Annotated in this window: 26 protein-coding genes and 1 tRNA gene; 21 read left to right on the forward strand and 6 right to left on the reverse strand. The window is 65.0% G+C overall.

Annotated features, from left to right (window positions below; genetic code table 11):
* Positions 1-24: 24 nt before the first annotated feature.
* The 5 genes from H8M03_RS02085 to H8M03_RS02100 all read left to right on the forward strand — a co-directional run bounded on the left by H8M03_RS02085 (position 25) and on the right by H8M03_RS02100 (position 4920).
* Positions 25-627, forward strand: a complete 603-nt coding sequence (locus tag H8M03_RS02085) for a LemA family protein (RefSeq protein ID WP_187480124.1) — start codon at positions 25-27, stop codon at positions 625-627.
* 1 nt (position 628) lies between these two features.
* Positions 629-1453 carry a TPM domain-containing protein gene (locus tag H8M03_RS02090; protein ID WP_187480125.1) on the forward strand — a complete coding sequence of 275 codons (825 nt, stop codon included), beginning with the start codon at positions 629-631 and terminating at the stop codon, positions 1451-1453.
* Complete coding sequence (locus tag H8M03_RS12650) at positions 1447-2124, forward strand: TPM domain-containing protein (RefSeq protein ID WP_425506855.1); 678 nt, start codon at positions 1447-1449, stop codon at positions 2122-2124. Before H8M03_RS02090 ends, H8M03_RS12650 begins: the two co-directional genes overlap by 7 nt.
* Positions 2121-2636 carry an NUDIX hydrolase gene (locus H8M03_RS12655; RefSeq protein WP_246448998.1) on the forward strand — a complete coding sequence of 172 codons (516 nt, stop codon included), beginning with the start codon at positions 2121-2123 and terminating at the stop codon, positions 2634-2636. The genes H8M03_RS12650 and H8M03_RS12655 overlap by 4 nt, the downstream gene beginning before the upstream one ends.
* Positions 2637-2787: 151 nt before the next feature.
* Positions 2788-4920: a M3 family metallopeptidase gene (locus tag H8M03_RS02100; protein WP_222931892.1), complete on the forward strand. Its 2133-nt coding sequence runs from the start codon at positions 2788-2790 to the stop codon at positions 4918-4920.
* Between the two features lie 42 nt (positions 4921-4962).
* Here H8M03_RS02100 and H8M03_RS02105 read toward each other — a convergent pair whose 3' ends face one another.
* Positions 4963-6030, reverse strand: a complete 1068-nt coding sequence (locus H8M03_RS02105) for a phosphotransferase family protein (protein WP_187480128.1) — start codon at positions 6028-6030, stop codon at positions 4963-4965.
* A 49-nt stretch (positions 6031-6079) separates the two neighbouring features.
* Between H8M03_RS02105 and H8M03_RS02110 the strand changes: the two genes are divergently transcribed.
* From H8M03_RS02110 to H8M03_RS02130, 5 genes are all read left to right on the forward strand, one after another.
* Positions 6080-6925 (forward strand): metallophosphoesterase family protein, encoded by an 846-nt coding sequence (locus H8M03_RS02110; RefSeq protein WP_187480129.1) that lies wholly within the window; start codon positions 6080-6082, stop codon positions 6923-6925.
* Positions 6926-6942: 17 nt separating this feature from the next.
* On the forward strand, positions 6943-7779 hold the full coding sequence (nadC, locus tag H8M03_RS02115) for a carboxylating nicotinate-nucleotide diphosphorylase (RefSeq protein ID WP_187480130.1): 837 nt from the start codon (positions 6943-6945) through the stop codon (positions 7777-7779).
* Between the two features lie 87 nt (positions 7780-7866).
* Positions 7867-9273, forward strand: coding sequence for an NAD(P)H-dependent flavin oxidoreductase (locus tag H8M03_RS02120; protein WP_187480131.1), 1407 nt, complete (start codon positions 7867-7869; stop codon positions 9271-9273).
* Positions 9273-9752 carry an SH3 domain-containing protein gene (locus H8M03_RS02125; protein ID WP_187480132.1) on the forward strand — a complete coding sequence of 160 codons (480 nt, stop codon included), beginning with the start codon at positions 9273-9275 and terminating at the stop codon, positions 9750-9752. Before H8M03_RS02120 ends, H8M03_RS02125 begins: the two co-directional genes overlap by 1 nt.
* Positions 9753-9772: 20 nt before the next feature.
* On the forward strand, positions 9773-10210 hold the full coding sequence (locus H8M03_RS02130) for a RidA family protein (protein WP_246449000.1): 438 nt from the start codon (positions 9773-9775) through the stop codon (positions 10208-10210).
* Between the two features lies 1 nt (position 10211).
* Here H8M03_RS02130 and H8M03_RS02135 read toward each other — a convergent pair whose 3' ends face one another.
* On the reverse strand, positions 10212-10973 hold the full coding sequence (locus H8M03_RS02135) for a glutaredoxin (RefSeq protein WP_246449001.1): 762 nt from the start codon (positions 10971-10973) through the stop codon (positions 10212-10214).
* Positions 10974-11045: 72 nt separating this feature from the next.
* On the opposite strand from H8M03_RS02135, the gene H8M03_RS02140 reads away from it, so the two are divergent.
* The 3 genes from H8M03_RS02140 to H8M03_RS02150 are packed head-to-tail and all read left to right on the forward strand — an operon-like array spanning position 11046 to position 12338.
* A complete protein-coding gene (locus H8M03_RS02140) occupies positions 11046-11429 on the forward strand; it encodes a MerR family transcriptional regulator (RefSeq protein WP_187480133.1) in 384 nt (127 codons plus the stop codon).
* A 55-nt stretch (positions 11430-11484) separates the two neighbouring features.
* Positions 11485-11688, forward strand: a complete 204-nt coding sequence (locus H8M03_RS02145) for a helix-turn-helix transcriptional regulator (RefSeq protein WP_187480134.1) — start codon at positions 11485-11487, stop codon at positions 11686-11688.
* Complete coding sequence (locus tag H8M03_RS02150) at positions 11685-12338, forward strand: hypothetical protein (protein WP_187480135.1); 654 nt, start codon at positions 11685-11687, stop codon at positions 12336-12338. The genes H8M03_RS02145 and H8M03_RS02150 overlap by 4 nt, the downstream gene beginning before the upstream one ends.
* On the opposite strand, the gene H8M03_RS02155 is transcribed toward H8M03_RS02150, so the two are convergent.
* Positions 12335-13528 carry a thiolase family protein gene (locus H8M03_RS02155; protein ID WP_187480136.1) on the reverse strand — a complete coding sequence of 398 codons (1194 nt, stop codon included), beginning with the start codon at positions 13526-13528 and terminating at the stop codon, positions 12335-12337. The genes H8M03_RS02150 and H8M03_RS02155 overlap by 4 nt on opposite strands.
* A 103-nt stretch (positions 13529-13631) precedes the next feature.
* Here H8M03_RS02155 and H8M03_RS02160 point away from each other — a divergent pair, with 103 nt between their 5' ends.
* Entirely contained in the window at positions 13632-14783 is a 1152-nt protein-coding gene (locus H8M03_RS02160) for an isovaleryl-CoA dehydrogenase (RefSeq protein WP_187480137.1), read from the forward strand.
* Positions 14784-14878: 95 nt separating this feature from the next.
* Here H8M03_RS02160 and H8M03_RS02165 read toward each other — a convergent pair whose 3' ends face one another.
* Positions 14879-16960, reverse strand: a complete 2082-nt coding sequence (locus H8M03_RS02165; RefSeq protein ID WP_187480138.1) for a M13 family metallopeptidase — start codon at positions 16958-16960, stop codon at positions 14879-14881.
* Between the two features lie 88 nt (positions 16961-17048).
* Between H8M03_RS02165 and H8M03_RS02170 the strand changes: the two genes are divergently transcribed.
* From H8M03_RS02170 to cysQ, 5 genes are read left to right on the forward strand one after another with little or no spacing between them, the layout of a single operon-like run.
* Positions 17049-18647: a carboxyl transferase domain-containing protein gene (locus H8M03_RS02170; RefSeq protein ID WP_187480139.1), complete on the forward strand. Its 1599-nt coding sequence runs from the start codon at positions 17049-17051 to the stop codon at positions 18645-18647.
* A gap of 12 nt (positions 18648-18659) precedes the next feature.
* Complete coding sequence (locus tag H8M03_RS02175) at positions 18660-19130, forward strand: nuclear transport factor 2 family protein (protein WP_187480140.1); 471 nt, start codon at positions 18660-18662, stop codon at positions 19128-19130.
* Positions 19127-20995 (forward strand): acetyl/propionyl/methylcrotonyl-CoA carboxylase subunit alpha, encoded by a 1869-nt coding sequence (locus H8M03_RS02180; RefSeq protein ID WP_187480141.1) that lies wholly within the window; start codon positions 19127-19129, stop codon positions 20993-20995. The genes H8M03_RS02175 and H8M03_RS02180 overlap by 4 nt, the downstream gene beginning before the upstream one ends.
* On the forward strand, positions 20992-21771 hold the full coding sequence (locus tag H8M03_RS02185) for an SDR family NAD(P)-dependent oxidoreductase (RefSeq protein WP_187480142.1): 780 nt from the start codon (positions 20992-20994) through the stop codon (positions 21769-21771). The genes H8M03_RS02180 and H8M03_RS02185 overlap by 4 nt, the downstream gene beginning before the upstream one ends.
* The gene (gene cysQ / locus H8M03_RS02190) at positions 21768-22595 is read left to right on the forward strand and encodes a 3'(2'),5'-bisphosphate nucleotidase CysQ (protein WP_222931893.1); all 828 of its coding nucleotides are present in this window, start codon (positions 21768-21770) and stop codon (positions 22593-22595) included. Before H8M03_RS02185 ends, cysQ begins: the two co-directional genes overlap by 4 nt.
* Here the strand turns inward: cysQ and H8M03_RS02195 are convergent.
* Positions 22592-22852, reverse strand: a complete 261-nt coding sequence (locus H8M03_RS02195) for a hypothetical protein (protein ID WP_187480143.1) — start codon at positions 22850-22852, stop codon at positions 22592-22594. The two genes, cysQ and H8M03_RS02195, sit on opposite strands and share 4 nt — an antisense overlap.
* Positions 22853-23028: 176 nt before the next feature.
* Here H8M03_RS02195 and H8M03_RS02200 point away from each other — a divergent pair, with 176 nt between their 5' ends.
* Entirely contained in the window at positions 23029-23946 is a 918-nt protein-coding gene (locus H8M03_RS02200) for a MarR family winged helix-turn-helix transcriptional regulator (RefSeq protein ID WP_187480144.1), read from the forward strand.
* A 22-nt stretch (positions 23947-23968) separates the two neighbouring features.
* Here H8M03_RS02200 and H8M03_RS02205 read toward each other — a convergent pair.
* Positions 23969-24044: transfer RNA gene (locus H8M03_RS02205), tRNA-Val, on the reverse strand.
* Positions 24045-24194: 150 nt separating this feature from the next.
* On the opposite strand from H8M03_RS02205, the gene H8M03_RS02210 reads away from it, so the two are divergent.
* Positions 24195-24998, forward strand: a complete 804-nt coding sequence (locus tag H8M03_RS02210; RefSeq protein WP_187480145.1) for a metallophosphoesterase family protein — start codon at positions 24195-24197, stop codon at positions 24996-24998.

Genomic DNA, 24998 nt, shown 5'->3' on the forward strand with positions numbered 1-24998 from the left:
ACAAGGTTGTTCAGGGGAAATGAAATGCGTCCGATCCGTCGACTTGGTCTCCTCGCACCGCTGGCCGCACTGTCGCTCGCCGGCTGCGGACTCAACAGCGTTCCCACCGCCGAAGAGCAGGTGAACGCCGAATTCGCCAACCTCCAGGCCGAATATCAGCGCCGCAACGACCTGATCGGCAACCTTGTCGAAAGCGTGAAGGGCGCTGCGGGCAGCGAGGAACAGATCCTGGCCCGCGTCACCGAGGCGCGCAGCCGCGCGACCTCGGTCAACCTCACGCCGGAGCAGTTGGACGATCCGCAGGCCGTGGCCCGCTACAATGAGGCGCAGGCCGGCCTGTCGCAGGCGCGCAGTCTGCTCGGCACGATGATCGTCGAGCGCTACCCGCAATTGCAGAGCCAGCAGCGCTTTGCCGACCTTATGGTCGCGCTGGAAGGCACCGAAAACCGCATCCGAACGCAGCGGCGCGATTATAACGAGGCGGTGCGCCAGTATAACACGCGCATCCGCACCTTCCCCGACGCCATTGGCGCCAAGATCTTCTACGGCGCGAAGGCGAAGGTGCCGTTCGAGGCCGAGGCCGGGGCGGACCGGGCACCGCAGGTGAACTTCAACACCGCCGCATAGGGTGCCCCGCTTTCTGGCATTGCTGACGATCGCCTTTCTTGCGCTTGCTGCCCCGGCGGCGGCGCAGGACTTTCCGGCGCTCAGCGGGCGCGTGGTCGACCAGGCCAACCTGCTGTCTCCGGAACAGGAGGCGACGTTGACGGCCAAGAGCGAGGCGCTCGAGCAGCAGAGCGGGCGCCAGTTCGTCGTCGCCACGGTCAACAGCCTCGGCGGGCAGGAGATCGAGCCCTATGCCACAGCCTTGTTTCGCAACTGGACCCTGGGTGACAAGGACCGGGACGACGGCGTCCTGTTCCTCGTCGCTCCGAACGAGCGGAAAGTCCGGATTGAAACCGGCTATGGCGCGGAAGGCTTTCTGCCCGACATCCTGACCGGACGGATCATCCGCAACGAAGTCCTGCCGCGCTTTCGCGAAGGCGACATGGCGGGCGGGATCATGGCCGGCGCCGACAAGGTCTTGACCCAGATTTCGCTGCCCGCCGACCAGGCCCGGCAGAATGTCGAAAGCGCGCAGGCGGAGGCCACGGCTCGCCGAAGCAGCGGTGGTGGCTTCGTGCCGATGGTGTTCTGGGGCATGGTGATTGCGTTCGTCCTTCTGTCGATGATGCGCCGCGGGCGGGGACGCCGCTACCGCCGCCGCAGTCGTGGCGGGGTCGACCCGTGGATCGTTTTGTGGGGACTTAACGAGATGAGCCGCGGCAGCCGCGGAGGCTGGGGCGGTGGCCTTGGCGGTGGCGGTTTCGGTGGCGGTTTCGGCGGCGGCGGCGGAGGATTCTCAGGCGGCGGCGGCTTTTCGGGCGGTGGCGGCGCTTCGGGATCGTGGTGATGCAGATGACGAGTGAGGATCACGCCAAGGTCAGCGCGGCGATCGCGGCGGCGGAGAAAACCACCGACGGCGAAATTCTCGCGATCACCACTCCACTTAGCGACCCCTATCATGACGTCGCGTTGCATTGGGCGGTGGCGGTCCTCATCGGCGTGTTGGCCTGGGCGGCATGGCGTCCGGACTGGCTGTTGTGGTGGTTCGACCTGTTCTTCGGCGGATGGCGGGCGGAACCCACGACCAGCGAGCTGTTGACCTTCCTGATGCTGCTCGCGGTGCTCAAGTTCACGGTCGTTCTTCTCGCGCTCAAGTGGATGCCGCTGCGGCTGCTGCTGACTCCGGGCGGGACCAAGACCCGCCGCGTGCGCCGGCGCGCCGTGCAATTGTTCAAGGCGGCGGCCGAGCGCCGCACAGTCGGCCGGACCGGCATCCTCATCTACTTGTCGATGGGCGAGCACCGCGCCGAGATCGTCGGCGATGCCGCGATCACCGCCGTCACCACCCCGGAAACCTGGGGCGAGGCGATGGCGTCATTGCTGGCCGACGTTCGCGCCGGGCGGCCGGCCGACGGCATCGCCGCCGCGGTCCAGCAGATCGGCATCGTGCTGGCCGAACATTTTCCCAAGTCGGACGCAAATCCCAACGAAATCCCGGACAAGCTGATCGAGTTGTGACGGACGACCGGGAGGCGCCGCTCGAAACGCCCTGGCGGGGCAAATATCTAGCCGTGCGCAAGCGCGGACGCTGGGAGTATGTTTCGCGCACCGGTTCGACCGACGCAGTGGTCATCCTTGCCGAGCATGAGGGCAAGGTGGTGTTGATCGAACAATATCGAGTGCCGGCCGGCCGCGTGTGCCTGGAACTGCCTGCCGGGCTGGTGGGGGACGAGGATGCGCACGCCACGGTCGAAGAGACGGCCGTCAAGGAACTGGAGGAAGAGACCGGCTTCACCTGTGAGCGGGTCGAGGTTCTCGGGCAATTCCACAGTTCGCCAGGCATGGTGTCGGAAAGCTTCACGCTCGTCCGTGCGCATGGCCTAAACCGGATAGGCGCGGGTGGCGGTACCGAACACGAGGACATTACCGTGCACCTCGTCGAACGGGCCGATATTCCGGCCTTTGTGCAGCAGCGCCGCGAAGCCGGATCAGCTATCGACGTCAAGTTGCTGCTTTTCTCCGATTTTTGACGGAATTGCTCAGCGAACATTCAGTTCGCGGCTGCTATCCGTCGTTCGTCGAAGGCGGGTTTTGCCCGCCCATCGCCGCTTTCTATGCGGCACCATCACGAAATAGACGATGTGGGGATGTATGAACGGATTGATCTTGGCTGGAACGGCAATGGCAGCACTTGGCGCGGGCAGCGCGTCCGCGCAGGCGGTAAAGGCAGCCGGGACGGTCCCGGGTGCTGCGCAGGCGGCGGTCGCCGTGCCCAATAACGTCCTGCTTCAGGATTGGTCCGGCGCATATGCCGGCGTCCCGCCGTTCGACAAGGTCACGCCGGCAATGTTCCCGCCAGCGCTGCAGTTCGGGATCGACGAGCAGAACCGCGAAGTCCTCGCGATCGCAAATAATCCCGAAGCGCCGACGTTTGCGAACACCATTGAAGCGCTGGAGAAGGCGGGTCAGCGGCTCGACCGGGTCTTGGCCGTGTTCGGCGTGATGACCAGCAACATGGCGACGCCCGAATATCAGGCGCTCGATAAGGAATGGTCGCCCAAGCTGTCGGCGGCCTATGACGAAATCACGCTCAATCCCAAGCTCTTCGCGCGCATCAAGACGCTGTATGACGCCAAGGCGTCACTTGGGCTCGACGCCAAGCAGGACCGGCTGCTGACCCGGCGCTACGAAAGCTATGTCCGCAACGGCGCCAGCCTGCCGCCCGCCCAAAAGGCGCAGCTGACGCAGATGAATCAGCAGCTGGCGGAATTGTTCGCGACCTTTTCCGAAAAGGTGCTGGCCGACGAAAGCACCTATATTCGCGCCACGGAAGCCGAGCTGAAAGGCGTGCCGGCCGACATGAAGGCCGCCTATGCCTCCGCGGCCAAGGACCAGAAGATGCCGGCGGGCAGCTTCGCCATCAAGAACACGCGGTCGGCGGTCGACCCGCTGCTGACCTATGCCGACGACCGCGCCATGCGCGAAAAGGTGTGGACGGCGTTCGTCAACCGCGGCGACAACGGCGGAGCTAACGACACCAACGCGACCATCGCGAAGATACTCAAGCTGCGCGCCGACCGCGCCAAGCTGCTCGGTTTCGAGAACCATGCCGACTGGCGGATGCAGGATACAATGGCCAAGACGCCCGACCGGGCGATGGACCTGATGATGAAGGTCTGGCCGGCGGCCAAGCAGCGGGTGGCGGAAGAAGTCGCCGAGCAGCAGGCGATGGCGAACAAGCTGGGCGACAAGCTCACCATCCAGCCGTGGGATTATCGCTATTACATGGAGAAGGTCCGCAAGGAGAAGTACGACCTTAGCCAGGAGGAGATCAAACCCTACTTCTCACTCAACAACATCATCGACGCGTCCTATTGGGCGGCCGGGCAGCTGTACGACCTTGGCTTCAAGGAAGTCACGGGCACGGTGCCGGTGTGGAACGACGATATCCGCGTCTATTCCGTTACCAACCTGAAGACCGGCAAGCAGGTGGGACTCTTCTACCGCGACGATTATGCGCGCGAAGGCAAGCGTTCCGGCGCCTGGGCGACGACTTTCCGCAGCCGGGCTGGCCTGCTTGGCGACGACATCGTCCTTGGCTCCAACAACAACAATTTCGTCAAGCCGGGTCCGGGGGAGCCGGTGCTGATCAGCCTCGACGATGCCGAGACGCTGTTCCACGAATTCGGTCACGCCATCCATTACTTCCTGTCGGACGTGCACTATCCGGGCCTGGGCGGGTCGCAGCGCGACTTCGTCGAATATCCCAGCCAGGTGAACGAGAATTGGCTGCTGACGCCGCAGGTGCTGCAGCGCTTTGCAAAGCACCACCAGACGGGTCAGCCGATGCCGCAGGCCCTGGTCGACAAGATCCAGAAGGCGTCGACCTTCAACCAAGGCTTTGCGACCGTCGAATATCTGGCATCGGCGATTGTCGACATGAAGCTGCACGACAATGCCAACGGGGCGGTCGATCCGGACGCGTTCGAGAAGCAGGCGCTTGCGGAAATCGGGATGCCGAAGGAGATCGTGCTCCGCCACCGGCTGCCGCAGTTCAACCACCTGTTCTCGTCCGACAGCTATTCGGCGGGATATTATTCCTACCTGTGGTCGGAAACGATGGACGCCGACACCTGGGCGGCGTTCGAGGAAACCGGCGACGTATGGAATCGAACGGTGGCCGACAACTTCCGCAAGTATCTGCTGTCGACCGGCAACGAGACCGATCGGGCGGAAGCGTACCGCCAGTTTCGCGGCCGCGATCCGGACGTCAACGCGATCCTGCGCAAGCGCGGGTTCCCGACCGGCGAATGAGTCCCAAGGCCCTTCCCGTACAAGCGGGGAGGGCCTTTTCCTTTATAATTCAGCCTTTTGAGCTTCGGTCCAGGCAAGCCGTGCGAGCGGCTCAAGCTTGGCGGCTGTCTCGACCGCGTGCGCGGAGGAGGCCGTTCCGCGCGCAATACGCCCGCGAATGCCGTGAAGAATGGCTGCCAACCGGAACAGGTTGAAGACGATCAGATAATCCTTGTGCGGCAACTCGCTGCGCCCGGTCCGGCGGCAGTAAGCGGTGACGTACTGCTCCTCGTGCGGGATGCCGAGCTCGTCGAGATCCATGCCGGCAAGTCCCGCGAACAGGTCGCTGGGCATGCGGTACATCAGCAAGTGATAGGTAAAGTCCGACGCCGGGTCGCCCAGTGTCGACAATTCCCAGTCCAGCACGGCGCGCACGTGCGGCGCTTGCGCGTCGAAGATCATGTTGTCGCAGCGAAAGTCGCCATGGGCTACGCTCGACCGGCCGCTGTCGGGCGGCAGGTGCTTGCCCAGCCAGTCGACCAGCCGGTCCATGTCCTCGACCCGCCCGGCGTCGGTGTCGCCGGCATATTGCCTGGACCAGCGCGCGACCTGGCGTTCGACGAAGCCGGTCGGCTTGCCATAATCGCCGAGCCCGATCGCCGCCGGATCGTAGCTGTGCAGGCGCGCGATGGTGTCGTTCATCGAATCGAACGCGGCGACGCGCTCCGCCCGCGACAGGCCGGGCAAAGCGGCTTCCCAGAAGATCCGCCCCTCGACTAGGTCCATCAGGTAGAATGGCGTGCCGATGACCCCGTCGTCCTCGCACAGCGCGTGGACCCGGGTGACGGGAAATCCCTGCGCGCCCAGGGCCGCGAGAACGCGATATTCGCGATCGACGGCGTGCGCTCCGGGCAGCAGCTTTCCCGGCGGCTTGCGGCGCAGGACATAGGCGCCCGACGCGGCGTCGATGCGATAGGTCGGATTGGACTGGCCGCCCTTGAACTGCGTGACCGCGATCGGTCCGGCAAAGTCAGCGACATGATCGGCCAGCCACGCCTCCAGCGCGGCCTCGTCGAAGCGCAGGCGGTCGCTGACAGGCTTGGTGCCGCTATTGGCTTGCGTCCGGTCCATGGGCTTTGTCTAACAGTGAACCGTCAACTGTCACGCGCGTTGCTTTGCCATGCCCAGACTAGTCCATCTGTCCGATCTGCATTTCGGCGCGCATGACCCGAAGGTGGTCGAGGCGGTCGAAGCCCGCGTGAACGACATCGCCGCCGACCTTGTCGTCGTCAGCGGCGATTTCACCCAGCGCGCGCGCACCGAGCAATTCCAGGAGGCGTGCCGCTTCCTCGACCGGCTGCGCGAGGCAGGCCATGAAGTGCTTGCCGTGCCGGGCAATCACGACGTGCCGCTGTACGACGTACTGCGCCGCTTCCTGTCGCCGCTGACGCGCTATCGCCGGTATATCGACGACACCCTGTGTCCCGTGCACGACATTCCCGGCGCGACCGTGCTCGGCATCAACACGGCCCGGTCGTTCACCTTCAAGGATGGGCGGATCAACGAAGAGCAGATCGCGCTCATCCGCGACACCTTTGCGAAATCCTCGCCCGACAATACGCGCATCGTTGTCACCCATCATCCGCTGTTCGCTTTGCCGGTCGGCGATGAGGTCGCGCCGGCGGCGGGCCGCAGCGAACTGGCGCTCGATGCGATCGGCGATGCGGGCGTCGACCTGCTGCTTGCCGGCCACAACCATGTCGCGTCGATCCACAATGCCAGCGACCTTGTCACCCGCGCCGGTTCGGCGCTGGTCGTGCAGGCTGGAACTGCGACCTCGACCCGGCTGCGCGACAAGGGCCAGAGCTTCAATCGTATCGCGATCGACGGGCGCAACGTCACCATTACGGTCGAAACGTGGGACGGCGCACAGTTCGGCGTCGAGGACGAACAACGCTATGTGCAGGAAGGCGACCACTGGCGCATCGCCGGCGCCGAAAACGCGCTGGACGAACCCGCGCAGTAACGCATAGGCGCAAGGCCATGATTGGCTTCGACATCGACGACTTCGTCCGGCGGACGCTGGCAGAGGACCTGGGCGAGGGCGGTGACGTCACGTCGGCCGCGACCATCGCCGCCGATGCGCGCTTCACCGCCGACCTGTCGGCACGCGAGCCGATCGTCATCGCCGGATTGTACATTGCGGCGACCTTTTTCAAAGCGCTCGATGCCGACGTGACAATCGAGCTGCTTACCAGCGACGGGCAGGCGATCGAAGCGGGCAAGTCGCTGATGCGGATGTCTGGCAATGCGCGCGCGATGCTGTCGGCCGAACGCTCGGCGCTCAACACGCTCCAGCATCTGTCCGGGATTGCCACGCTGACCCGCCGCTACGTCGAAGCGATTTTGGGCACTGGCGCTACGCTCCTCGATACGCGCAAGACGCTGCCCGGTATGCGGGCGCTGGAAAAATATGCGGCACGGATGGGCGGTGCGCAGAACCATCGGATGCGGCTCGACGATGGGATGCTGATCAAGGACAATCACATCGGTGTCGCCGGCAGCGTCGGCGCGGCGGTCCGGGCGGCGGTCGCCTTCAAGTCCGGCCTGCAGGTGCAGGTCGAAGTCGACCGCATCGACCAGATCGAGGAAGCGCTCGAGGCCGGCGCGGACCGGTTGCTGCTCGACAATATGGGGCCGCCTGTCCTGCGGGAAGCCGTAGCGCTGGTGGCCGGGCGCGTGCCGCTGGAAGCATCGGGCGGCGTCAATCTCGATACCATCCGCGGGATCGCCGAAACCGGGGTCGATTTCATCTCGGTCGGGCGCATCACGCAGTCGGCGCCGGCCGTCGATATCGGGATGGATTGTACGCTCGGCTAGGAACCCCGGCTAACGCCAAAATGTTCGCTTAACAGCCAAGACGCTCTATAGGCGCTGACAGGCGCCGACGCGCCAGGGAGATTATGTGTGTTCAAGGGGCTGAAGCCCATCACCTACGCCGGCCGCGAAGTGTGGCCGCTGGTCGAAGGCGGCAAGGGTGTCAGTGCGACCAACCATGCCAGTTCGGGGGCCTGGGCGGCCGCCGGCGGCATCGGCACCGTGTCGGCCGTCAACGCCGATAGCTACGATCCCGAAGGCCGCATCGTGCCGCAGGTGTACCGCGGCATGACCCGCCGCGAACGGCATGAGGAATTGATCCAGTACGCCATCGACGGCGCCGTGGCGCAGGTCCAGCGCGCGCACGACATGGCGGGTGGCAATGGTGCGATCAACATCAACGTGCTGTGGGAAATGGGCGGCGCACAGCGGGTGCTGCACGGCGTGCTCGAACGCACGAAGGGCCTTGTCGCGGGCGTAACCTGCGGCGCTGGCATGCCATATAAATTGAGCGAGATTTCCGCGTCTTACGGCGTGAACTATCTGCCGATCATCAGCTCTGCGCGCGCGTTCAGCGCCTTGTGGAAGCGCGCTTATCACAAGGCGTCGGAATGGCTTGCCGCGGTGGTCTATGAAGACCCGTGGCTGGCCGGTGGCCACAACGGCCTGAGCAATGCCGAGGACCCGCGCGAACCGCAGGATCCGTATCCGCGCGTCAAAGCGCTGCGCGACGCGATGCGCTCGCACGGCATCGCCGACGACGTGCCGATCGTGATGGCCGGCGGCGTGTGGCGGCTCGACGAATGGGAAGACTGGATCGACAATCCCGAGCTCGGGCAAATTGTCTTTCAGTTCGGCACGCGCCCGCTGCTGACGCAGGAAAGCCCGATCCCGCCGGAGTGGAAAGCAAAGCTAATGACGCTGGAGGAGGGCGACGTCCTGCTCCACCGCTTCAGCCCGACCGGTTTCTACTCCTCGGCCGTGCGCAATCCGTTCCTGCGCAACCTGGAAGCCCGCTCCGAGCGCCAGGTCGCTTTCACCAAGGAATCGCTTGGCGATCATCATTTCGAACTCGACGTCGGGCTGAACGGCAAGAAGAATTACTGGGTCACGAAGGGCGACCTGCAACACGCGCGCGAATGGTACGCCGCGGGCTTCACCGAAGCGCTGAAAACCCCGGACGAAACGCTGGTGTTCGTCGACCCGGAAGAGAAAAAGCAGATCCGCATCGACCAGGCGGAATGCATGGGCTGCCTGTCGCAATGCGCCTTCTCGTCCTGGGCGGACAATGAGAAGAACACGACCGGACGGCTGGCCGACCCGCGCAGCTTCTGCATTCAGAAGACGTTGCAGGACATCGCGCACGGCGGGCCGGTCGAGGAAAATCTCGCCTTCGCGGGACACGCGGCCTACCGTTTCCGCACCGATCCATTCTATTCGAACGGCTTCATTCCGACGGTGAAGCAATTGGTCGACAGGATTCGTACGGGGGCGTGATGCGGTTTCGGGGGGCGATCGTTGCGCTGGCGGTGCTAACCGCCGCCGCGCCGGCTTCCGCGCAGGACAAGGCCGTGCCTTATTGGGCATCGATTGCCAGCGGGCAGGCGATGATGCGCACCGGGCCGGCCCGAACCTATCCCGGCACCTGGCTCTACCAGCGCCGCGACCTGCCGGTCCGGGTGCTCAAGCGGTACGAGACCTGGCGCCTGATCGAGGATCCGGACGGCGAAAAGGGCTGGATGCTGTCGACCCTGCTATCCGAGCGGCGTACCGTGCTGGTGAAGGCCGGCGACCCAAAACCGATTTATGCCGCCGCCAGCACCGGCAGCCGCGTGCGCTACCGCGTCGAAGCCGGCGTCATCGGCGCCATCGATCATTGCAAGGATGGCTGGTGCCATATCAAGATCGGCAAGCGCGAAGGCTTTGCCGAGGTAAAGAATTTATGGGGCGTCGCCGCCGACGAGGTGGTTGACTAGCCGCGTTTCAACAGGGGGACATGATGACCGTAACCGCAGCCGCCGCTTTTTTCCTCGTCGCCGCCGGACAGCCCGCCGTCGAATATCTTCCGGCCCCCGCGATCAATAACACGCCCGCGCCTTTTTCCAGCGCCGTCCGCGTCGGCGACACGCTGTATCTTGCCGGCGCGATCGGGATCGGCGCCGACGGCAAGCTGCCCGAGGGCATCGAAGCGCAGTCCAAGCAGACGATGGACAACATCGGCGCGGTCCTGAAGCGGGCAGGGCTGGGCTTCGACGACGTCTACAAATGCACCGCCTTCCTTGCCGACATGAAGGACTGGCCGGCGTTCAACGGCGTTTACGTCACTTACTTCAAGCCGGACCGCCGGCCGTCGCGAAGCGCGCTTGGCGTCAACGGCCTCGCCCTCGGCGCGCTGCTGGAGGTGGAGTGTCAGGCCTACGCCGGCAAGAAGTAGGCTAGGCCAGCCACATCCGGCCCATCCACATGGCCATCGCGACCATCATCACGTTTTCGGTCAGGGACACGAAACCCAGCGGCACGCTCGACGAGCCGCCGACGCACGCGCATTTAAGCTCGCGCTTGTCGATGTAGACCGCCTTGAACACGCTGGCCGCGCCAATTGTGCCGATGATGAGCGCAATGGGGATGCTCAACCAGTCGAGCAGGTGCCCGAGCATGAGCAGACCGGCCAGCCCTTCGAGAAACGGATACGCGTAGGCGTAGGGGACCCAGCGCTTGGCCAGCAGGTCGTAGTTGAGGAACATCGAGCTGAACTTCTCGACGTCCTGCAGTTTGAGCAGGGCAAGCACGCACATCGACAAGGCAATGAACCACTCGCCGGCGCGGATCGTGAAGGGTGACCCCGTGACGAAGGTCGACAGCGACAGCGCCGCCAAGGCCGTGATCGCGAACAGGGCGATGACCGGCGTGTAGCTGGTCTCCCCGGGCTCCGGCACGTGAGCGCCGAAGCGGCGGCGCAAATCGTCGTAGCCGCCGATCCGCTGGCCGCCGATGAAGGTCTGCGGCGTCGTCTTGACGTCATGTTCGGCCTTGAAGGCGTCGGTCTGCGCGCGCGTTGTCAGATGGCGGTCGTCGACAGCGAAGCCCATGCGTTCGAGCAGCCATTTGGATTTCACGCCATAGGGACAGGTGTGGCCGGGCATGACCATCCGGTACAGCGTGGCGGTCGCGGTCGCGGCGACGGGGTCGTGTTTCATCGGTCACTCTCCTGTTCCATTGCAACGAGTCGCGAACCGCTTTAGCTCCCGTACCGTGGTACGGAGTCAAGCATGAGTGATCTGACGATCGGCGCGCTCGCGCGGGAAGCGGGGGTCGGCGTCGAAACGGTGCGCTTTTACCAGCGCCGGGGACTGGTTGCCGAGCCGCCGCGAGCGGGCGGCATTCGCCGCTACGATGATCGCGACGTGCAGCGCATCCGTTTCGTCCGCAAGGCGCAGGCCGCGGGCTTCACCCTGGCGGAGATCGGGGAGCTGATCGCGCTCGATACAACACACGACCGGCCCCGCGTCCGCGCCATGGCCCGGGAACGCATCACCGCGCTGGATAGGAAGATCGCGGAATTAGGAGAGGCGCGGGCGGCTCTGGCGCGACTGGCGCGCGAGTGCGGCGAGGGCAGGGACGGGCCCTGTCCAATCATCACCAGCTTTGCGTGAAACAAGGTTGTAAAGAGCTCTTGACAGTCAAGAACTCTTTACACATAAAGCGGCCATGGAGAACAGGGTCAAGATCAATCGCGAATCGCGTGGATGGAGCCAGGGGGAACTCGCCCATCGGCTCGGTGTGTCGCGGCAGACGATCAACGCTGTCGAGACCGACAAATACGACCCCAGTCTCCCGCTGGCGCTGCGAATGGCGAAGTTGTTCGCCGTTCCTGTCGACCAGCTGTTTCTCGACCAATGGGAGCCTGAATGATGACCGCCCGCAGTGCCGCCAACCCGCCGAAATATCGCAAGCTGATCCTCCAACTCGTGTCCGGCATGATTGTCGGCGCACTCGCCGGCTACTTCGTCTTTGCCTGGCTCGATGGCCAGGGCACGATGTTCGAAGACGGTTCGCGTGCCTTCGCGATCGGCGTTGGCCTGGTTTACAGCCTGATGGGGCTGGTGGTGGCGCTTGGCCTCATCGCTCCCGGTCCGGGCGCGCACTTGCTGAATGTCGAGGATGCGACCGAAATCGTCGAACAGCGCGGCATTTTGTGGCCAAGCGCGATCGCCAGCCTGCTTATCGGCCTTGCCCTGTTGGTGCTCGGCGTGGGCGGGGAAGGGGCCATGATCGAACCCATACCGGCATTCCTGCTTGCCGCCGTCGGGCTGGGCGGCGCAACCGCCATCACCGTGGCCACGCGCGACCGTAACGACGAAATGATGCGCGCCGTGAGCCGCGACTCTTCGGTTCTGTCGCTGACTCTCGGCGGCATCCTCCTCAGCCTGTGGGGCGGGCTTGCCCACCTCGGCCTGGCGTCGTGGATCGAACCGCTCGGACTGGTCGCCGGTATCTATGCGCTGCTGTTCTTCAGCGTCTTGCTGGTGGCGGGACGGCGCGGCCTGCTGATGCCGCGTTAGGCGAGCTCCACCGCCACGGCCGTCGCTTCGCCGCCGCCGATGCACAGCGAAGCGACGCCCTTTTTCGCACCCTTCTGCTTTAGCGCGTTGATCAGGGTGACGAGGATGCGGGTGCCGCTGGCGCCGATCGGGTGACCGAGCGCGGTGCCGCCGCCGTTGACGTTGATCTTGTCGTGCGGGATGCCAAGGTCCTTCATCGCGAACATGGCGACGCAGGCGAAAGCCTCGTTGACTTCCCACAGGTCGACGTCGCCGACCTTCCAACCGGCCTTCTTCAATACCTTCTCGATCGCGCCGATGGGGGCGACGGTGAATTCCGCCGGTTCCTGCGCATGGGCGGCAGTGGCGACGATCGTGGCCACCGGATCGAGGCCCTGCGACTTGGCGTTGGACGCGCTGGTCAGGACCACCGCGGCGGCGCCGTCGGAAATCGAGGAGCTGGTCGCGGCGGTAATGGTGCCGTCTTTAGCAAAGGCAGGCTTCAGGGTCGGGATCTTGTCGGGCTGGCCGCGGCCCGGCGCTTCGTCGGTATCGACGACGGTGTCGCCCTTGCGGCCCTTGATGGTGACCGGCACGACCTCGTCCTTGAACGCGCCGCTGTCGATCGCCTTCTTGGCGCGGTTGAGGCTTTCCACCGCATAGGCGTCCATGTCTTCGCGGGTCAGCTGATATTCGTCCGCCGTGCACTGGGCGAAACTGCCCATCGCCCGGCCTTCCTCATAGGCATCCTCGAGCCCGTCGAGGAACATATGGTCGTAGGCCGTGTCATGGCCGATGCGCGCGCCGGAGCGATGCTTCTTGAGCAGGTACGGCGCGTTGGTCATCGATTCCATGCCGCCGGCGACGATCACCTCGGCATTGCCGGTACGGATCGCCTCGTCGCCCATGATCACCGTCTGCATGCCGGACCCGCACACTTTGTTGACGGTCGTCGCCTGCACCGATTTGGGCAGGCCGGCCTTGATCGCCGCCTGGCGCGCCGGCGCTTGGCCAAGGCCCGCGGGAAGCACGCAACCCATGTAGATGCGGTCGATGTCCTCGCCCTTGATCCCGGCCCGTTCGACGGCCGCCTTGACCGCGGTCGCGCCAAGGTCCGTCGCGGACGCGTCGGCCAGCGATCCCTGCATCGAGCCCATCGGCGTGCGGGCGATCGAAAGGATGACGGTGGAATCGGTGGCGGTGTCGGTCATGGTCGGGCTCCAGTGTCGATTTGCTGCACCGCACATAAGGGCGGCGGGTCGCTTGTTCAAATCCGCGGGGCGGTGCTAGGCGCGGTCCCGACAGGAGACAGGAATGAGCGACTTCGGGCTTGAATTCGACATTGGCGAAATGGGCGATGCCATCCGCGAGACGACGCAGCGCTTCGCCCGCGACAAGATCGAGCCGATCGCCGCCAAAATCGACGAGACCGACGAATTTCCGCAGGACCTGTGGCCGCAGATGGGCGAGCTCGGCCTGCACGGCATCACCGTCGAAGAAGAATATGGCGGGCTCGGGCTCGGCTATCTCGAACATGTCGTGGCGCAGGAGGAAGTGGCCCGCGCATCCGCGTCCGTCGGGCTGAGCTACGGCGCCCATTCCAACCTGTGCGTCAACCAGATCCGCCGCTGGGGCAACGCCGAGCAGAAGACCAAATATCTGCCCAAGCTCATCAGTGGCGATCATGTCGGCGCGTTGGCGATGAGCGAGGTCAGCGCCGGGTCCGACGTCGTGTCGATGAAACTGAAGGCTGAAAAAAGCGGCAACGGCTATAAGCTCAACGGCACGAAATTCTGGATCACCAACGGCCATTATGCGGACACGCTGGTGGTCTATGCCAAGACCGGCGAAGGCAGTCGCGGCATCACTGCTTTCCTCATCGAAAAGGGCATGGACGGGTTCAAGCCGGGGCAGAAGATCGACAAGCTCGGCATGCGCGGATCGCCGACCAGCGAACTGGTGTTCGAAGATTGCTTCGTCCCGCCGGAAAATATCCTGGGTGAAGAGAATAAGGGCGTCGAAGTGCTGATGAGCGGCCTCGATTACGAACGCGCCGTGCTTGCCGGCATCCAGATCGGCATCATGCAGGCCTGCCTCGACGTGGTCCTGCCCTACGTCCGCGAACGGACCCAGTTCGGCAAGCCGATCGGCAGCTTCCAGCTGATGCAGGCGAAGGTCGCCGACATGTACGTCGCGCTCAATTCGGCCCGCGCCTACGCTTACCAAGTCGCACGCGCCTGCGACGCCGGCAAAACGACGCGGTTCGACGCTGCTGGCGCGATCCTGCTGGCGTCCGACAATGCAGTGCGGGTGGCCAGCGAGGCGGTGCAGGCGCTGGGCGGCGCCGGCTATACCAAGGACTGGCCGGTCGAACGCTACTACCGCGACGCAAAGCTGCTCGACATCGGCGCCGGCACCAACGAGATCCGCCGCATGCTCATCGGCCGGGAACTGATCGGGGTGTGACCGGGCGCCTTCGGGTTTTTAAGGAACCGGGCCTCGCTCTGTGGTTCAGGTCGGCGACTGCAACGACCTGAACCGTTTGATCGCCCTGCGCCCTGTTACCAGACCTTCACGCGTTCTTCGGGCTTGAGGAACAGCCTCTGGCCCGGCTGGACGCCAAAGGCCGCGTACCACGGTGCCAGGTTGCGTACGGTGAGCGCCCGGAACTGACCGGGGGCGTGGCCATTGGTCAGGACCCGCTGGCGCATCGTTTCCTCGCGCAACTTGGAGGCCCAGGCCTGACCATAGGCGATGAAGAAACGCTGGTCGCCGGTGAAACCGTCGATGACCGGCGCTTCCTTGCCGCCAAGTGAGGCACGGTAAGCGTCATAGGCGGCGCCAAGGCCGGCCACGTCGGCGATATTCTCGCCCAGCGTCAGCTTCCCGTTCACGCGCAGGCCCGGCAGGGCTTCATAGGCGTCATATTGCGCGGCCAGCGCCGTGCCGGCGGCCTGGAAGCGCTGGAAGTCTGCCGGCGTCCACCAGTTGCGCAGGCGGCCGCTGGCGTCGAACAGGGCGCCGTTGTTATCGAAGCTGTGGCTGATCTCGTGGCCGATCACCGCGCCGATCGCGCCGTAATTGGCGGCCGGGTCAGCCTTCGCGTCGTAAAAGGGTGGCTGCAGGATCGCCGCCGGGAAGTTGAGCGTGTTGGCGACGGGGATGTTGACCGCATTGACCAGCTGCGGCGGCATCCACCATTCGTTGCGGTCCATCGGCTTGCCGATCTTCGCGATCTGGTGGCGATATTCCGCCAGCCGCGCCGCCTTCTGGTTGGCATACGGCGTGGTCGGGTCGATCGTCACCGATGAATAGCTGCGCCAGGCATCCGGATAGCCGACCCCGACGATAATCCCGCGCGCCTTCTTCAACGCCTCGTCCTTGGTCGACGGCGCCATCCAGTCGATGGCTTCGACACGGCGGACGAAGGCTGCCTTGATGTTGTCGGCCATGCGGGAAACATCGGCCTTGGCCGCGGCGGGGAAGTAGCGATCGACATAGGCCTTGCCGACGGCGTCTTGCAGCGCGTTGCTGGTCGCGTTCAGCGCCTGGTCCTCGCGCGGGCGCTGTTGCGGGGTGCCGGAAAGCGTCGTGCCGTTAAAGGCGAAGCTGGCGTCGCGGATCGGCTTGGGCAGGACGCTGGCATTGTCGTTGAGCAGGTGGAAGGCCATCCATTCCTTCCACGACCGCAGCGGTTCCGAACCGACCAGCGCGGCAAGCTTGGGAATTGCGCCGGCATGATAAGCGTCGAACTTCGGCGCATTCCCCAGTTGCGCGGCGCCGAGCAAAGCTCCCCAGTCGATGCCCGGTGCGTTGCGCTCCAGCTCGGCCCGGGTCCAGACGGTCGCGCCCTTGGCGAAATCCTCGCTTTCCTCGCGGGTGACATGGGCCTGCGCGATCTTGGTTTCGAGCGCCAGCACCCGGTCGGCCGCGCCTTGGGCATCGGCGATGCCGGCCGCCTGGAGAACGGTCGCGATATAGCTTTTATATTTGTCGCGGATGCCGGCCATGTCGCTGTCCGACGACAGATAATATTCACGTTCCGGCAATCCGATGCCGCCCTGCATTAGATAGGGCAGGGTTTCGCCGGGTGTGTTCAGTCCTTGCGTGACGAATACGCCGAACAGGTTGCCGGTGTGGAAATTGGTCGCGTTGAGCGGGTCGGTGTCGGCGCGCAGCGAGCTGCCGATCGCGGCGCTCAGCTGTTTCCTGTCGGCGATGCGGGCGATGGCCTGGATATCCGCTTGCGCCGGCGCCATCCCGGCGCGGTCGATCGCAGCCGTGTCGAGGTAGGCGCGATAGTAATTGGCGATCCGTCCTTCGTCGCTGTCCGCCGACGGGTTCGCCTTCAGGATTTCGGCGAGCATCGCCTTGGTGTTCTTCTCGCGCTCCATGTCGGCGATGGTGAAGCCGCCGATGTTCGACTGGTCGGGCGGGATCGGCGTGTTCTTCACCCAAGTGCCGTTGGCGAAGGAGAAGAAATCGTCGCCCGGCTTGACCGTCTTGTCCATCGACGCAGGGACGATGCCCAGGCCCTTGGCCTCCACGGCAGTTTCCTGTTCGTTGCCGATTTCGGCGCTGTTGCAGGCGGACAGGTTGAGCGCGAGGGCGGACGCGGCGAGCAGCAAAGCGGAACGGGTCATCGGCGGCCTTTCAGGTCTGTTTTGCCAACCGCTGCAGCAGCGGCTAGGCGAGCGGCAGGGCTTTTCGACCAACGGGTACAAGAAACGCATGAGCGCGCAGCTCGAGACGAAGATCGACCGCGACAGCGAGCAGTTTCGCGCGCGTAGCGAGCACAACCGGAAACTGGCGGAACGGTTGCGCGACGATGTCGCCCGGGCGGCGATGGGCGGGCCGGAAAAGCACCGTACGCGCCACGAGGAGCGCGGCAAGCTGCTGCCCCGCGATCGCGTCGAGCGTTTGCTGGACCCTGGCTCTCCCTTCCTGGAGATCGGCCAGCTGGCCGCTGGCGACATGTACGACGGCGAAGTGCCGGGCGCCGGATTGATTGCCGGCATCGGGCGCGTGTCCGGGCGGCAGGCGATGATCGTGTGCAACGACGCCACGGTGAAGGGCGGGACCTATTACCCGCTGACCGTGAAGAAGCATTTGCGCGCGCAGGAGATTGCCGAGGCCAACGGCCTGCCGTGCATCTACCTGGTCGACAGCGGCGGCGCCAACCTGCCGCATCAGGCCGAGGTTTTTCCCGACCGCGACCATTTCGGCCGAATCTTCTACAACCAGGCGCAGATGAGCAGCAAAGGCATCGCCCAGATCGCCTGCGTCATGGGCAGCTGCACCGCCGGCGGCGCCTACGTCCCCGCGATGAGCGACGAGAGCGTCATCGTGAAGGAACAAGGGACGATCTTTCTTGGCGGTCCGCCGCTGGTGAAGGCCGCCACGGGTGAGGAGATCAGCGCCGAGGACCTTGGCGGCGGCGATCTTCACGCGCGGACCAGCGGCGTGGTCGACCACCTGGCCGAAAACGACGAACATGCGCTGACCATCGTCCGCGACATTGTCGCCACGCTGCAGGTCGGGGCAGGGGCGGACATCGAGCTGCGCGAACCGCGCCCGCCCGCGTTCGATCCCGAAGAGCTCTACGGCATCATCCCCGAGGACGTCCGCGCACCCTACGACGTGCACGAGATCATCGCCCGCATCGTCGACGGCAGCGAATTTCACGAGTTCAAGCCGCTCTACGGTTCGACCCTCGTCTGCGGCTTCGCGCACATCTGGGGCATGCCGGTGGCGATCCTTGCCAACAACGGCATCCTGTTCAGCGAAAGCGCGCAAAAGGGTGCGCATTTCATCGAGCTGGCGGCGATGCGGCGCACGCCCCTATTGTTTCTGCAAAACATCTCCGGCTTCATGGTCGGCGGCAAGTATGAAGCAGAAGGCATTGCGAAACATGGCGCAAAGCTGGTCACCGCCGTCGCTACCGCCCAGGTGCCGAAGATCACTGTCCTCATCGGCGGCAGCTTCGGCGCAGGCAATTACGGCATGGCCGGCCGGGCCTATTCGCCGCGCTTCCTGTTTACCTGGCCCAACAGCCGGATCAGCGTGATGGGCGGCGAGCAAGCAGCGAGCGTGCTCGCGACCGTCCACCGCGACGCCGCCAAATGGTCGCCCGAGGAAGCGGAAGCGTTCAAGCAGCCGATCCGCGACGATTATGAGGCGCAGGGCAACCCCTGGCATGCCACGGCGCGCCTGTGGGACGATGGCATCATCGACCCGGCCCAGACCCGCGACGTGCTGGGCCTCGCTTTTGCCGCCTGCCTCGAAGCGCCCATCCCCGAACGCCCGGCGTTCGGCGTATTCCGGATGTAAGGGAGAGAACCGATGCTGACCCTGCTTGCCGCCGCCATGCTTGTTCCGCCGCCGGTCGCCGGCGACGATCGCACTGCCATCCTCGCGTCCGTTAATTCGCTGATCGACGCGTTGGCCACCTCCGACGGGGAAGCGGTCGATGCGCTGCTGGAAAGCGAAGGCACTTTCGTGCGCGTCGACCTGACCAACCCGGCGGCCGCCAGCCAGCGGGTCACAAGCTTCGCCGACATTCGCAAAGACACCAACAAAGACGTTGCCGTAATGTCCGAGAAGCTGGGCATCCCGACGCTGATGCAGCGCGGGCCGATCGCTTATGTGTGGGTGCCTTACGGCTTCTTTACCGGCGGCAAGCTGAGCCATTGCGGCATCGATGCCTTTACGCTGGTCAACCGCGACGACCGCTGGCGGGTCGCGGGACTTGTGTACACGGTCGAGGCCACGTCGACCTGCGCGGCGCTGGCGGCACCGACGACGCCTGAATGATCCGTTCGCTGCTTATTGCCAACCGGGGCGAAATTGCCTGCCGCGTGATCCGCACGGCGCGCGAACTCGGGGTGCGCACGGTGGCCGTATATTCCGATGCCGACCGCAAAGCCCTCCATGTGCGTCTGGCGGATGAAGCCGTGCACATCGGCGCGTCGCCGGCGCGGGAAAGCTATCTGGTCGGTGAAAAGATCATTGCCGCCGCGCGGGAATCAGGCGCCGAGGCTATCCACCCGGGCTACGGCTTTCTCTCGGAAAATGCCGACTTCGCCCAATCGGTAATTGACGCAGGACTGATCTGGGTCGGGCCCAAACCGGACAGCATCCGCGCCATGGGCCTGAAAGATGCGGCCAAGAAACTGATGCAGGAGGCCGGCGTGCCGGTCACGCCGGGCTATCTCGGTGAAAACCAGGATCCTGCGCATCTCAAGACGGAAGCCGGCAAGATCGGCTATCCGGTGCTGATCAAGGCGGTCGCCGGGGGCGGCGGCAAGGGCATGCGCAAGGTCGAGGCCGCGGACGGCTTCGACGATGCGTTGGACAGCGCCAAACGCGAAGCGGCGTCGAGCTTTGGCGACAACCGCGTGTTGATCGAAAAGTTCGTCCAGTCGCCGCGCCATATCGAAGTGCAGATCTTCGGCGATTCACACGGCAATGTGGTCCACCTGTTCGAACGCGATTGCTCGCTGCAGCGCCGTCACCAGAAGGTGATCGAGGAAGCGCCCGCACCCGGGATGGACGAAGCGACCCGCGAAGCCGTGTGCGGAGCCGCTGTCCGCGCCGCGCAGGCGGTCAGCTATGAAGGGGCGGGGACGGTCGAATTCATCGCCGATGCGTCCGACGGCCTCAAGCCCGACCGCATCTGGTTCATGGAAATGAACACCCGGCTGCAGGTCGAGCATCCGGTAACCGAAGAGATTACCGGCGAGGACTTGGTCGAATGGCAGCTGCGCGTCGCGTCGGGTGAACGCCTGCCGAAGGCGCAGGACGAGCTGGCAATCCAGGGGCACGCGATAGAGGCCAGGCTCTATGCCGAGGATCCATCCAAAGGTTTCCTGCCAAGCGTCGGAAAACTTGAGCATTTCGACTTGGGCGATCGGGTCCGCATCGAAACCGGGGTCGAGGAGGGAGATGCGATTTCGTCCTTCTACGACCCGATGATCGCCAAGCTGATCGCGTGGGGCGAAGACCGCGAAACCGCTATCGGAGAGCTTGCCGCGATCCTTGACGGGGTAGAGATCTGGCCGGTGCGGACCAATGCCGGTTTCCTGTTCAACGCGCTGCTAAGCGACGAATTCGGACTTGCCGACCTCAACACCAATTTCATCGGCGACCATCTTGACGATCTCGTGCCCGATCCGGAGCCCGACGACAGCCTTTGGCGGGGTGCGGCCGCAGTAGCGCTCACTCCGGCGGACGAAACCGATGAGGGCCTGAGCGGCTTTCGCCTTAACGCGCCGCCGCGGCGCAGCGTCGCTCTTGGCCGCGCCGGCACGTTTCGCACGGTCTCCACGGACGACGGCGACCTGGCAGCGGTATCCGGTTTTCGCGATGCGGACCGGGTCGTCGCTTTTTACGAGGGACAGGCCTACGAATTTGCCCTGTCCGCCAGGGGGTCCGTCAGCGCCGTTGGCGGCGACGGCGCGATCGTCGCGCCGATGCCGGGCAAGGTGACGGCGGTGGAAGTGAAACAGGGCGCTAAGGTGCGCAAAGGCGAACGCCTGCTCACCCTCGAGGCGATGAAGATGGAACATGGCCTCACCGCGCCGTTCGATGGCGTGGTGGCCGAACTCAATGCCAAGGCAGGCGCGCAAGTCACGGATGGCGCGGTCTTGGCGCGGATAGACCCACAGGAGAAAGCATGAAGATCGAAGGCATTTCGGCAGTCGTCACCGGCGGCGCATCGGGGCTGGGCGAGGCCACGGCGCGAGAGTTGGCCAGCCGGGGAGCGAAGGTCGCGCTGTTCGACCGCGACGCCGACAAGGGCGAGAAGGTCGCGGCCGAGATCGGCGGCATTTTCTGCGAAGTCGACGTGACCAGCGACGACGCGGTCAAGGCGGCGTTCGAAAAGGCGCGCGGCGCGCACGGGCAGGAGCGGGTGCTGGTCAATTGCGCGGGCGTCGCCAATGCTGCCAAGACGGTCGGTCGTGACAAGGAAACGAAGGCGGCCAAATTCTATCCGATGATGCAGTTCGAGCTGGCGATCCAGATCAACCTCATCGGCAGCTTCCGCTGTATTGCTCATTCGGCGTTCGGGATGGTCGACCTCGATCCCCTTGAAGACGGGGAGCGCGGCTGCATCATCAACACCGCATCGGTCGCGGCAGAGGACGGCCAGATCGGCCAGGCAGCGTATTCCGCCTCCAAGGGCGGCGTACTGGCGATGGCCTTGCCGATCGCGCGCGACCTGATGAACGACGGGATCCGAGTCAACACCATCCTGCCGGGTGTGTTCAAGACACCGATGGTCGCGATGATGCCGCCCAACGTGCAAGACGCGCTGGGCGCGCAGGTGCCGTTCCCGAAGCGGCTCGGCAAGGCGGAGGAATATGCCGATCTCGCCGCCTTCATCGTCGAGACGCCCTATCTCAATGCCGAGAGCATCCGCCTTGACGGCGGCATCCGGATGGCACCGCGTTGATCGCGGATCGCGCGGCTCTTCTTGACGCCTGCATCCTTGCCGCCCGGGCAGCCGGAGCGGAAATCCTCAAGCTGGTCGCCGCGGGGTTCGAGGTCGAGACCAAGGGTGACCAATCCCCGGTCACGATCTGCGACCGCGCAGCGGAACGGATCATCCTGAAGGCGCTGGCCGAGGCCGCGCCGGGCGTGCCGGTAATCGCCGAAGAGGAAGTTGCCGCCGGCCGCATTCCCGCCCACGGCGAGACCTATTTCCTGGTCGATCCGCTCGACGGCACCAAGGAATTCGTCCGCGGGGGCGATGACTATACGGTCAATATCGGCCTGATCGAAAATGCGACCCCGACGCTTGGCGTCGTTTACCAGCCGGCGACCGGCAGCTTGTGGGCGGGCAGGGAAGGGGAGGCCTTCGTCGAGCGAGGCGGCCGACGGGAATCCATTCGCGCCCGTGAGAGAGGGACTGCGCTGGACGCGGTCGCGTCCAAGTCGCACCTGACGCAGGCCACCGTCGACTATCTGCAGCAAGCCGTTGGCGAATGCGATTATGTGTCGGTCGGATCGAGCCTCAAATTCTGCATCGTCGCGGAGGGCAAGGCAGACATTTATCCGCGCCTCGCGCCGACCAGCGAGTGGGACACGGCCGCCGGGCATGCCGTCTTGCTGGCCGCCGGCGGCAGCGTCGACGGCACGGACGGTCAGCCCCTGCGCTACGGCAAGCAGGCGTTTCTCAACCGGGGATTTGTCGCCACCGCAGGGTGGCAAGCGCCGTCGATCGAACCCTTCCTGCAGCCCTTCTCCGGTGGCGGCGAGCTGCCGCAGGGGGTCTAGTCGGCGCGGTCGAACGGTGCCCGCGGCTGATCGAGCTGCGTGAACCACCAGTCGTCGTTCGACGCTTCGCGCCAGCGGTCAGCCGCGCGGATGGCGTCCAGTTCCAGCCGGGCAGCTTCCAGCCGGTCGTACAGGTCACGGGCTTCGGCCGACACGTCGGCATGGGCGCGCAGTTCCCAGGCAAGGCGCTGCGCGAGGTCGATCTTGTCCGTAATCTGCGCGAGCCACTCGGCGCGCAAACCGCCAGTCCGTTTCAATTTGAAACTCCCCGAAGAGCCGCGCCGTTAGCCCGACAGGCTGGATTCACTCTAGATTAAATCCAGTCAGCTGCGGCGATTGATTGGTCCGAAACGGATTCGAAAACGGTCTGACTCTTCTCCACATTGCGCGTTAAGTTGCTGCTGCTCGGTACCGTTCGAACCAGGGGATCCTGATGGATGCGCTGCTGACCGAGACGTCCTTGTCCTATGCCGGCCCGCCGCCGCTGCTGATCGCGGCAAGCAGCGAGGCCGCGATGCGCCGGGCTCGCGAAACCGCCTTTGCCTCCGGGCAGCGGATCGGGGCAGAGCTGGACATCGCCGAAGCCCGCGATCGCTTGCGCCGCCAGGCGTCGGTGTCCGCCATCTGGATCGAGCTTGACCGCGACTGCGGGGAGGTGGTCGAAAGCCTGCTCGACGATATCGAGCATTTGGTGGATTCGCGCCGGTTTGGAGCGGTCGTTTCGATCACTTCGGACCTGATCGATACGCTCGGCGCGCGCGTGTTCGACGGCCAGGCGCACATGGTCATCGACGGCGATCCGGTCGAACGCGCGGCGACGCTGGCCACCGCCACCGCGCTGGCACGAACGGCTGAACGCGCCAGCGACATCGCCAAGGAGCCGGGCGCCGAACGGTTGCGCCAGCTGAGCGACGAGGTCAGCCGCATCGCGGCCACGCTGGCGCGCTTGTCGACCGTACCCGCGGCCGCGTCCGCGGAAATGCGCAAGCCGGTCGAAGGCGACATTCCGGACGTGTCCGTCGAAAGCGTGCGATCCGTCATCCGCGCTCGGCGACTGCGGGGCCGGTTCTTCGACGAGGAATTGTTCGCGGATCCCGCATGGGACATGCTGCTCGACCTGTTGCAGGCCGAAATCGCCCAGCTGCGCGTGCCGGTGTCCAGTCTGTGCATCGCCGCAGCGGTGCCGGCCACGACCGGCCTGCGGTGGCTGAAAAGCATGACCGACAAGGGCCTGTTCGTCCGCCGCGCCGATCCGCACGATGGCCGGCGGGTCTTCGTCGAGCTTGCGCCTGAGGCGAGCGTCGCGTTGCGCCGCTATTTCGCGGAGGTCGGGCACGCAGCGGTGATCTGACGCCGGTTTTGCTGGGTCTTGATGGTGGGCGGTGACGGGCTCGAACCGCCGACCCTCTCGGTGTAAACGAGATGCTCTACCAACTGAGCTAACCGCCCGTTGCCGGAGCTCGTGATCGCTCCGCCTGCGCAACGCGACGCCTCTGCGCACGCGGCTCGCCGCCGTCAAGCATTGCGCTGCAGTGGGCGAGGGCGTCATTCTAGCGGCTTGACCGAGGCCATGGGTGGGATAAGCGCTTGGCGCCGAACATGAATAGCCGACCGTTCCTCTTCCGCCGCCGTAGCCGCAACACCCCGCGCAAGCACCGCGCCTACGCGGTCGGCGACGTTCACGGCTGCCTGTCGCTGCTCGACCGTCTTCTTGAAGCGATCGAAGCCGAAATCGCGCGCGATACGCCGCGCAAGGCCAGCATCGTCTTCCTCGGCGACCTTATCGACCGCGGCCCGCACAGCGCGCAGGTCGTCGAGCGGCTGCGCACCTATCGTCCGCCGGGAGCCTCGGCGCATTTCATCATGGGCAATCACGAGGAGGTGATGCTCAAGGTGCTCGAAGGCGATGTCGAGCTGCTCGCCAGCTGGTTGCGCTTTGGCGGCAAGGAAACCCTGCAAAGCTATGGGCTGGACGCGGCGCAGTTGGCGGGAGAGCCCGATGCCGCGATGATCGACCGCATTCGCGCGGCCGTCCCGGCCTCCCATCGCAACTTCCTCGGCGGGTTCGCCGACAGTATCTCCTTCGGCGATTACCTCTTCGTCCACGCCGGCATCCGGCCAGGCATCGATATCGCTGAGCAGGCGCAATCCGATCTGCGCTGGATTCGCGACCCCTTCCTTCAGGACGAGCGCGATCACGGGACGTTGGTCGTGCACGGCCACACCATCAGCCGGGAGGTCGATGTCGCATCCAACCGCATCGGTATCGACACCGGAGCGTACAACAGCGGCACGCTGACCGCGCTCGCGCTCGACGGCAGAAGGCGCTGGTTGGTGCAGACCGGCAAGGACGGCATCCACCGCAATGAACTGTCTGAAATCCATAATGACAGTTTCGGTTAA

The sequence above is a fragment of the Sphingomonas sabuli genome (genome assembly GCF_014352855.1).
GTDB lineage: Bacteria > Pseudomonadota > Alphaproteobacteria > Sphingomonadales > Sphingomonadaceae > Sphingomicrobium > Sphingomicrobium sabuli.

Excerpts from the sequence above, each read along its gene's own strand:
- H8M03_RS02125 (WP_187480132.1), top strand. The coding sequence starts at position 9,273 with ATGCGGTTTCGGGGGGCGATCGTTGCGCTGGCGGTGCTAACCGCCGCC.
- H8M03_RS02110 (WP_187480129.1), top strand. The coding sequence starts at position 6,080 with ATGCCCAGACTAGTCCATCTGTCCGATCTGCATTTCGGCGCGCATGAC.
- H8M03_RS02180 (WP_187480141.1), top strand. The coding sequence starts at position 19,127 with ATGATCCGTTCGCTGCTTATTGCCAACCGGGGCGAAATTGCCTGCCGC.
- H8M03_RS02085 (WP_187480124.1), top strand. The coding sequence starts at position 25 with ATGCGTCCGATCCGTCGACTTGGTCTCCTCGCACCGCTGGCCGCACTG.
- H8M03_RS02135 (WP_246449001.1), bottom strand. The coding sequence starts at position 10,973 with ATGAAACACGACCCCGTCGCCGCGACCGCGACCGCCACGCTGTACCGG.
- H8M03_RS02185 (WP_187480142.1), top strand. The coding sequence starts at position 20,992 with ATGAAGATCGAAGGCATTTCGGCAGTCGTCACCGGCGGCGCATCGGGG.
- H8M03_RS02160 (WP_187480137.1), top strand. The coding sequence starts at position 13,632 with ATGAGCGACTTCGGGCTTGAATTCGACATTGGCGAAATGGGCGATGCC.
- H8M03_RS02105 (WP_187480128.1), bottom strand. The coding sequence starts at position 6,030 with ATGGACCGGACGCAAGCCAATAGCGGCACCAAGCCTGTCAGCGACCGC.
- nadC (WP_187480130.1), top strand. The coding sequence starts at position 6,943 with ATGATTGGCTTCGACATCGACGACTTCGTCCGGCGGACGCTGGCAGAG.
- H8M03_RS02140 (WP_187480133.1), top strand. The coding sequence starts at position 11,046 with ATGAGTGATCTGACGATCGGCGCGCTCGCGCGGGAAGCGGGGGTCGGC.
- H8M03_RS02200 (WP_187480144.1), top strand. The coding sequence starts at position 23,029 with ATGGATGCGCTGCTGACCGAGACGTCCTTGTCCTATGCCGGCCCGCCG.
- H8M03_RS02175 (WP_187480140.1), top strand. The coding sequence starts at position 18,660 with ATGCTGACCCTGCTTGCCGCCGCCATGCTTGTTCCGCCGCCGGTCGCC.
- H8M03_RS02155 (WP_187480136.1), bottom strand. The coding sequence starts at position 13,528 with ATGACCGACACCGCCACCGATTCCACCGTCATCCTTTCGATCGCCCGC.
- H8M03_RS02210 (WP_187480145.1), top strand. The coding sequence starts at position 24,195 with ATGAATAGCCGACCGTTCCTCTTCCGCCGCCGTAGCCGCAACACCCCG.
- H8M03_RS02170 (WP_187480139.1), top strand. The coding sequence starts at position 17,049 with ATGAGCGCGCAGCTCGAGACGAAGATCGACCGCGACAGCGAGCAGTTT.
- H8M03_RS02150 (WP_187480135.1), top strand. The coding sequence starts at position 11,685 with ATGATGACCGCCCGCAGTGCCGCCAACCCGCCGAAATATCGCAAGCTG.
- H8M03_RS02145 (WP_187480134.1), top strand. The coding sequence starts at position 11,485 with ATGGAGAACAGGGTCAAGATCAATCGCGAATCGCGTGGATGGAGCCAG.
- H8M03_RS02130 (WP_246449000.1), top strand. The coding sequence starts at position 9,773 with ATGATGACCGTAACCGCAGCCGCCGCTTTTTTCCTCGTCGCCGCCGGA.
- H8M03_RS02165 (WP_187480138.1), bottom strand. The coding sequence starts at position 16,960 with ATGACCCGTTCCGCTTTGCTGCTCGCCGCGTCCGCCCTCGCGCTCAAC.
- H8M03_RS02100 (WP_222931892.1), top strand. The coding sequence starts at position 2,788 with ATGGCAGCACTTGGCGCGGGCAGCGCGTCCGCGCAGGCGGTAAAGGCA.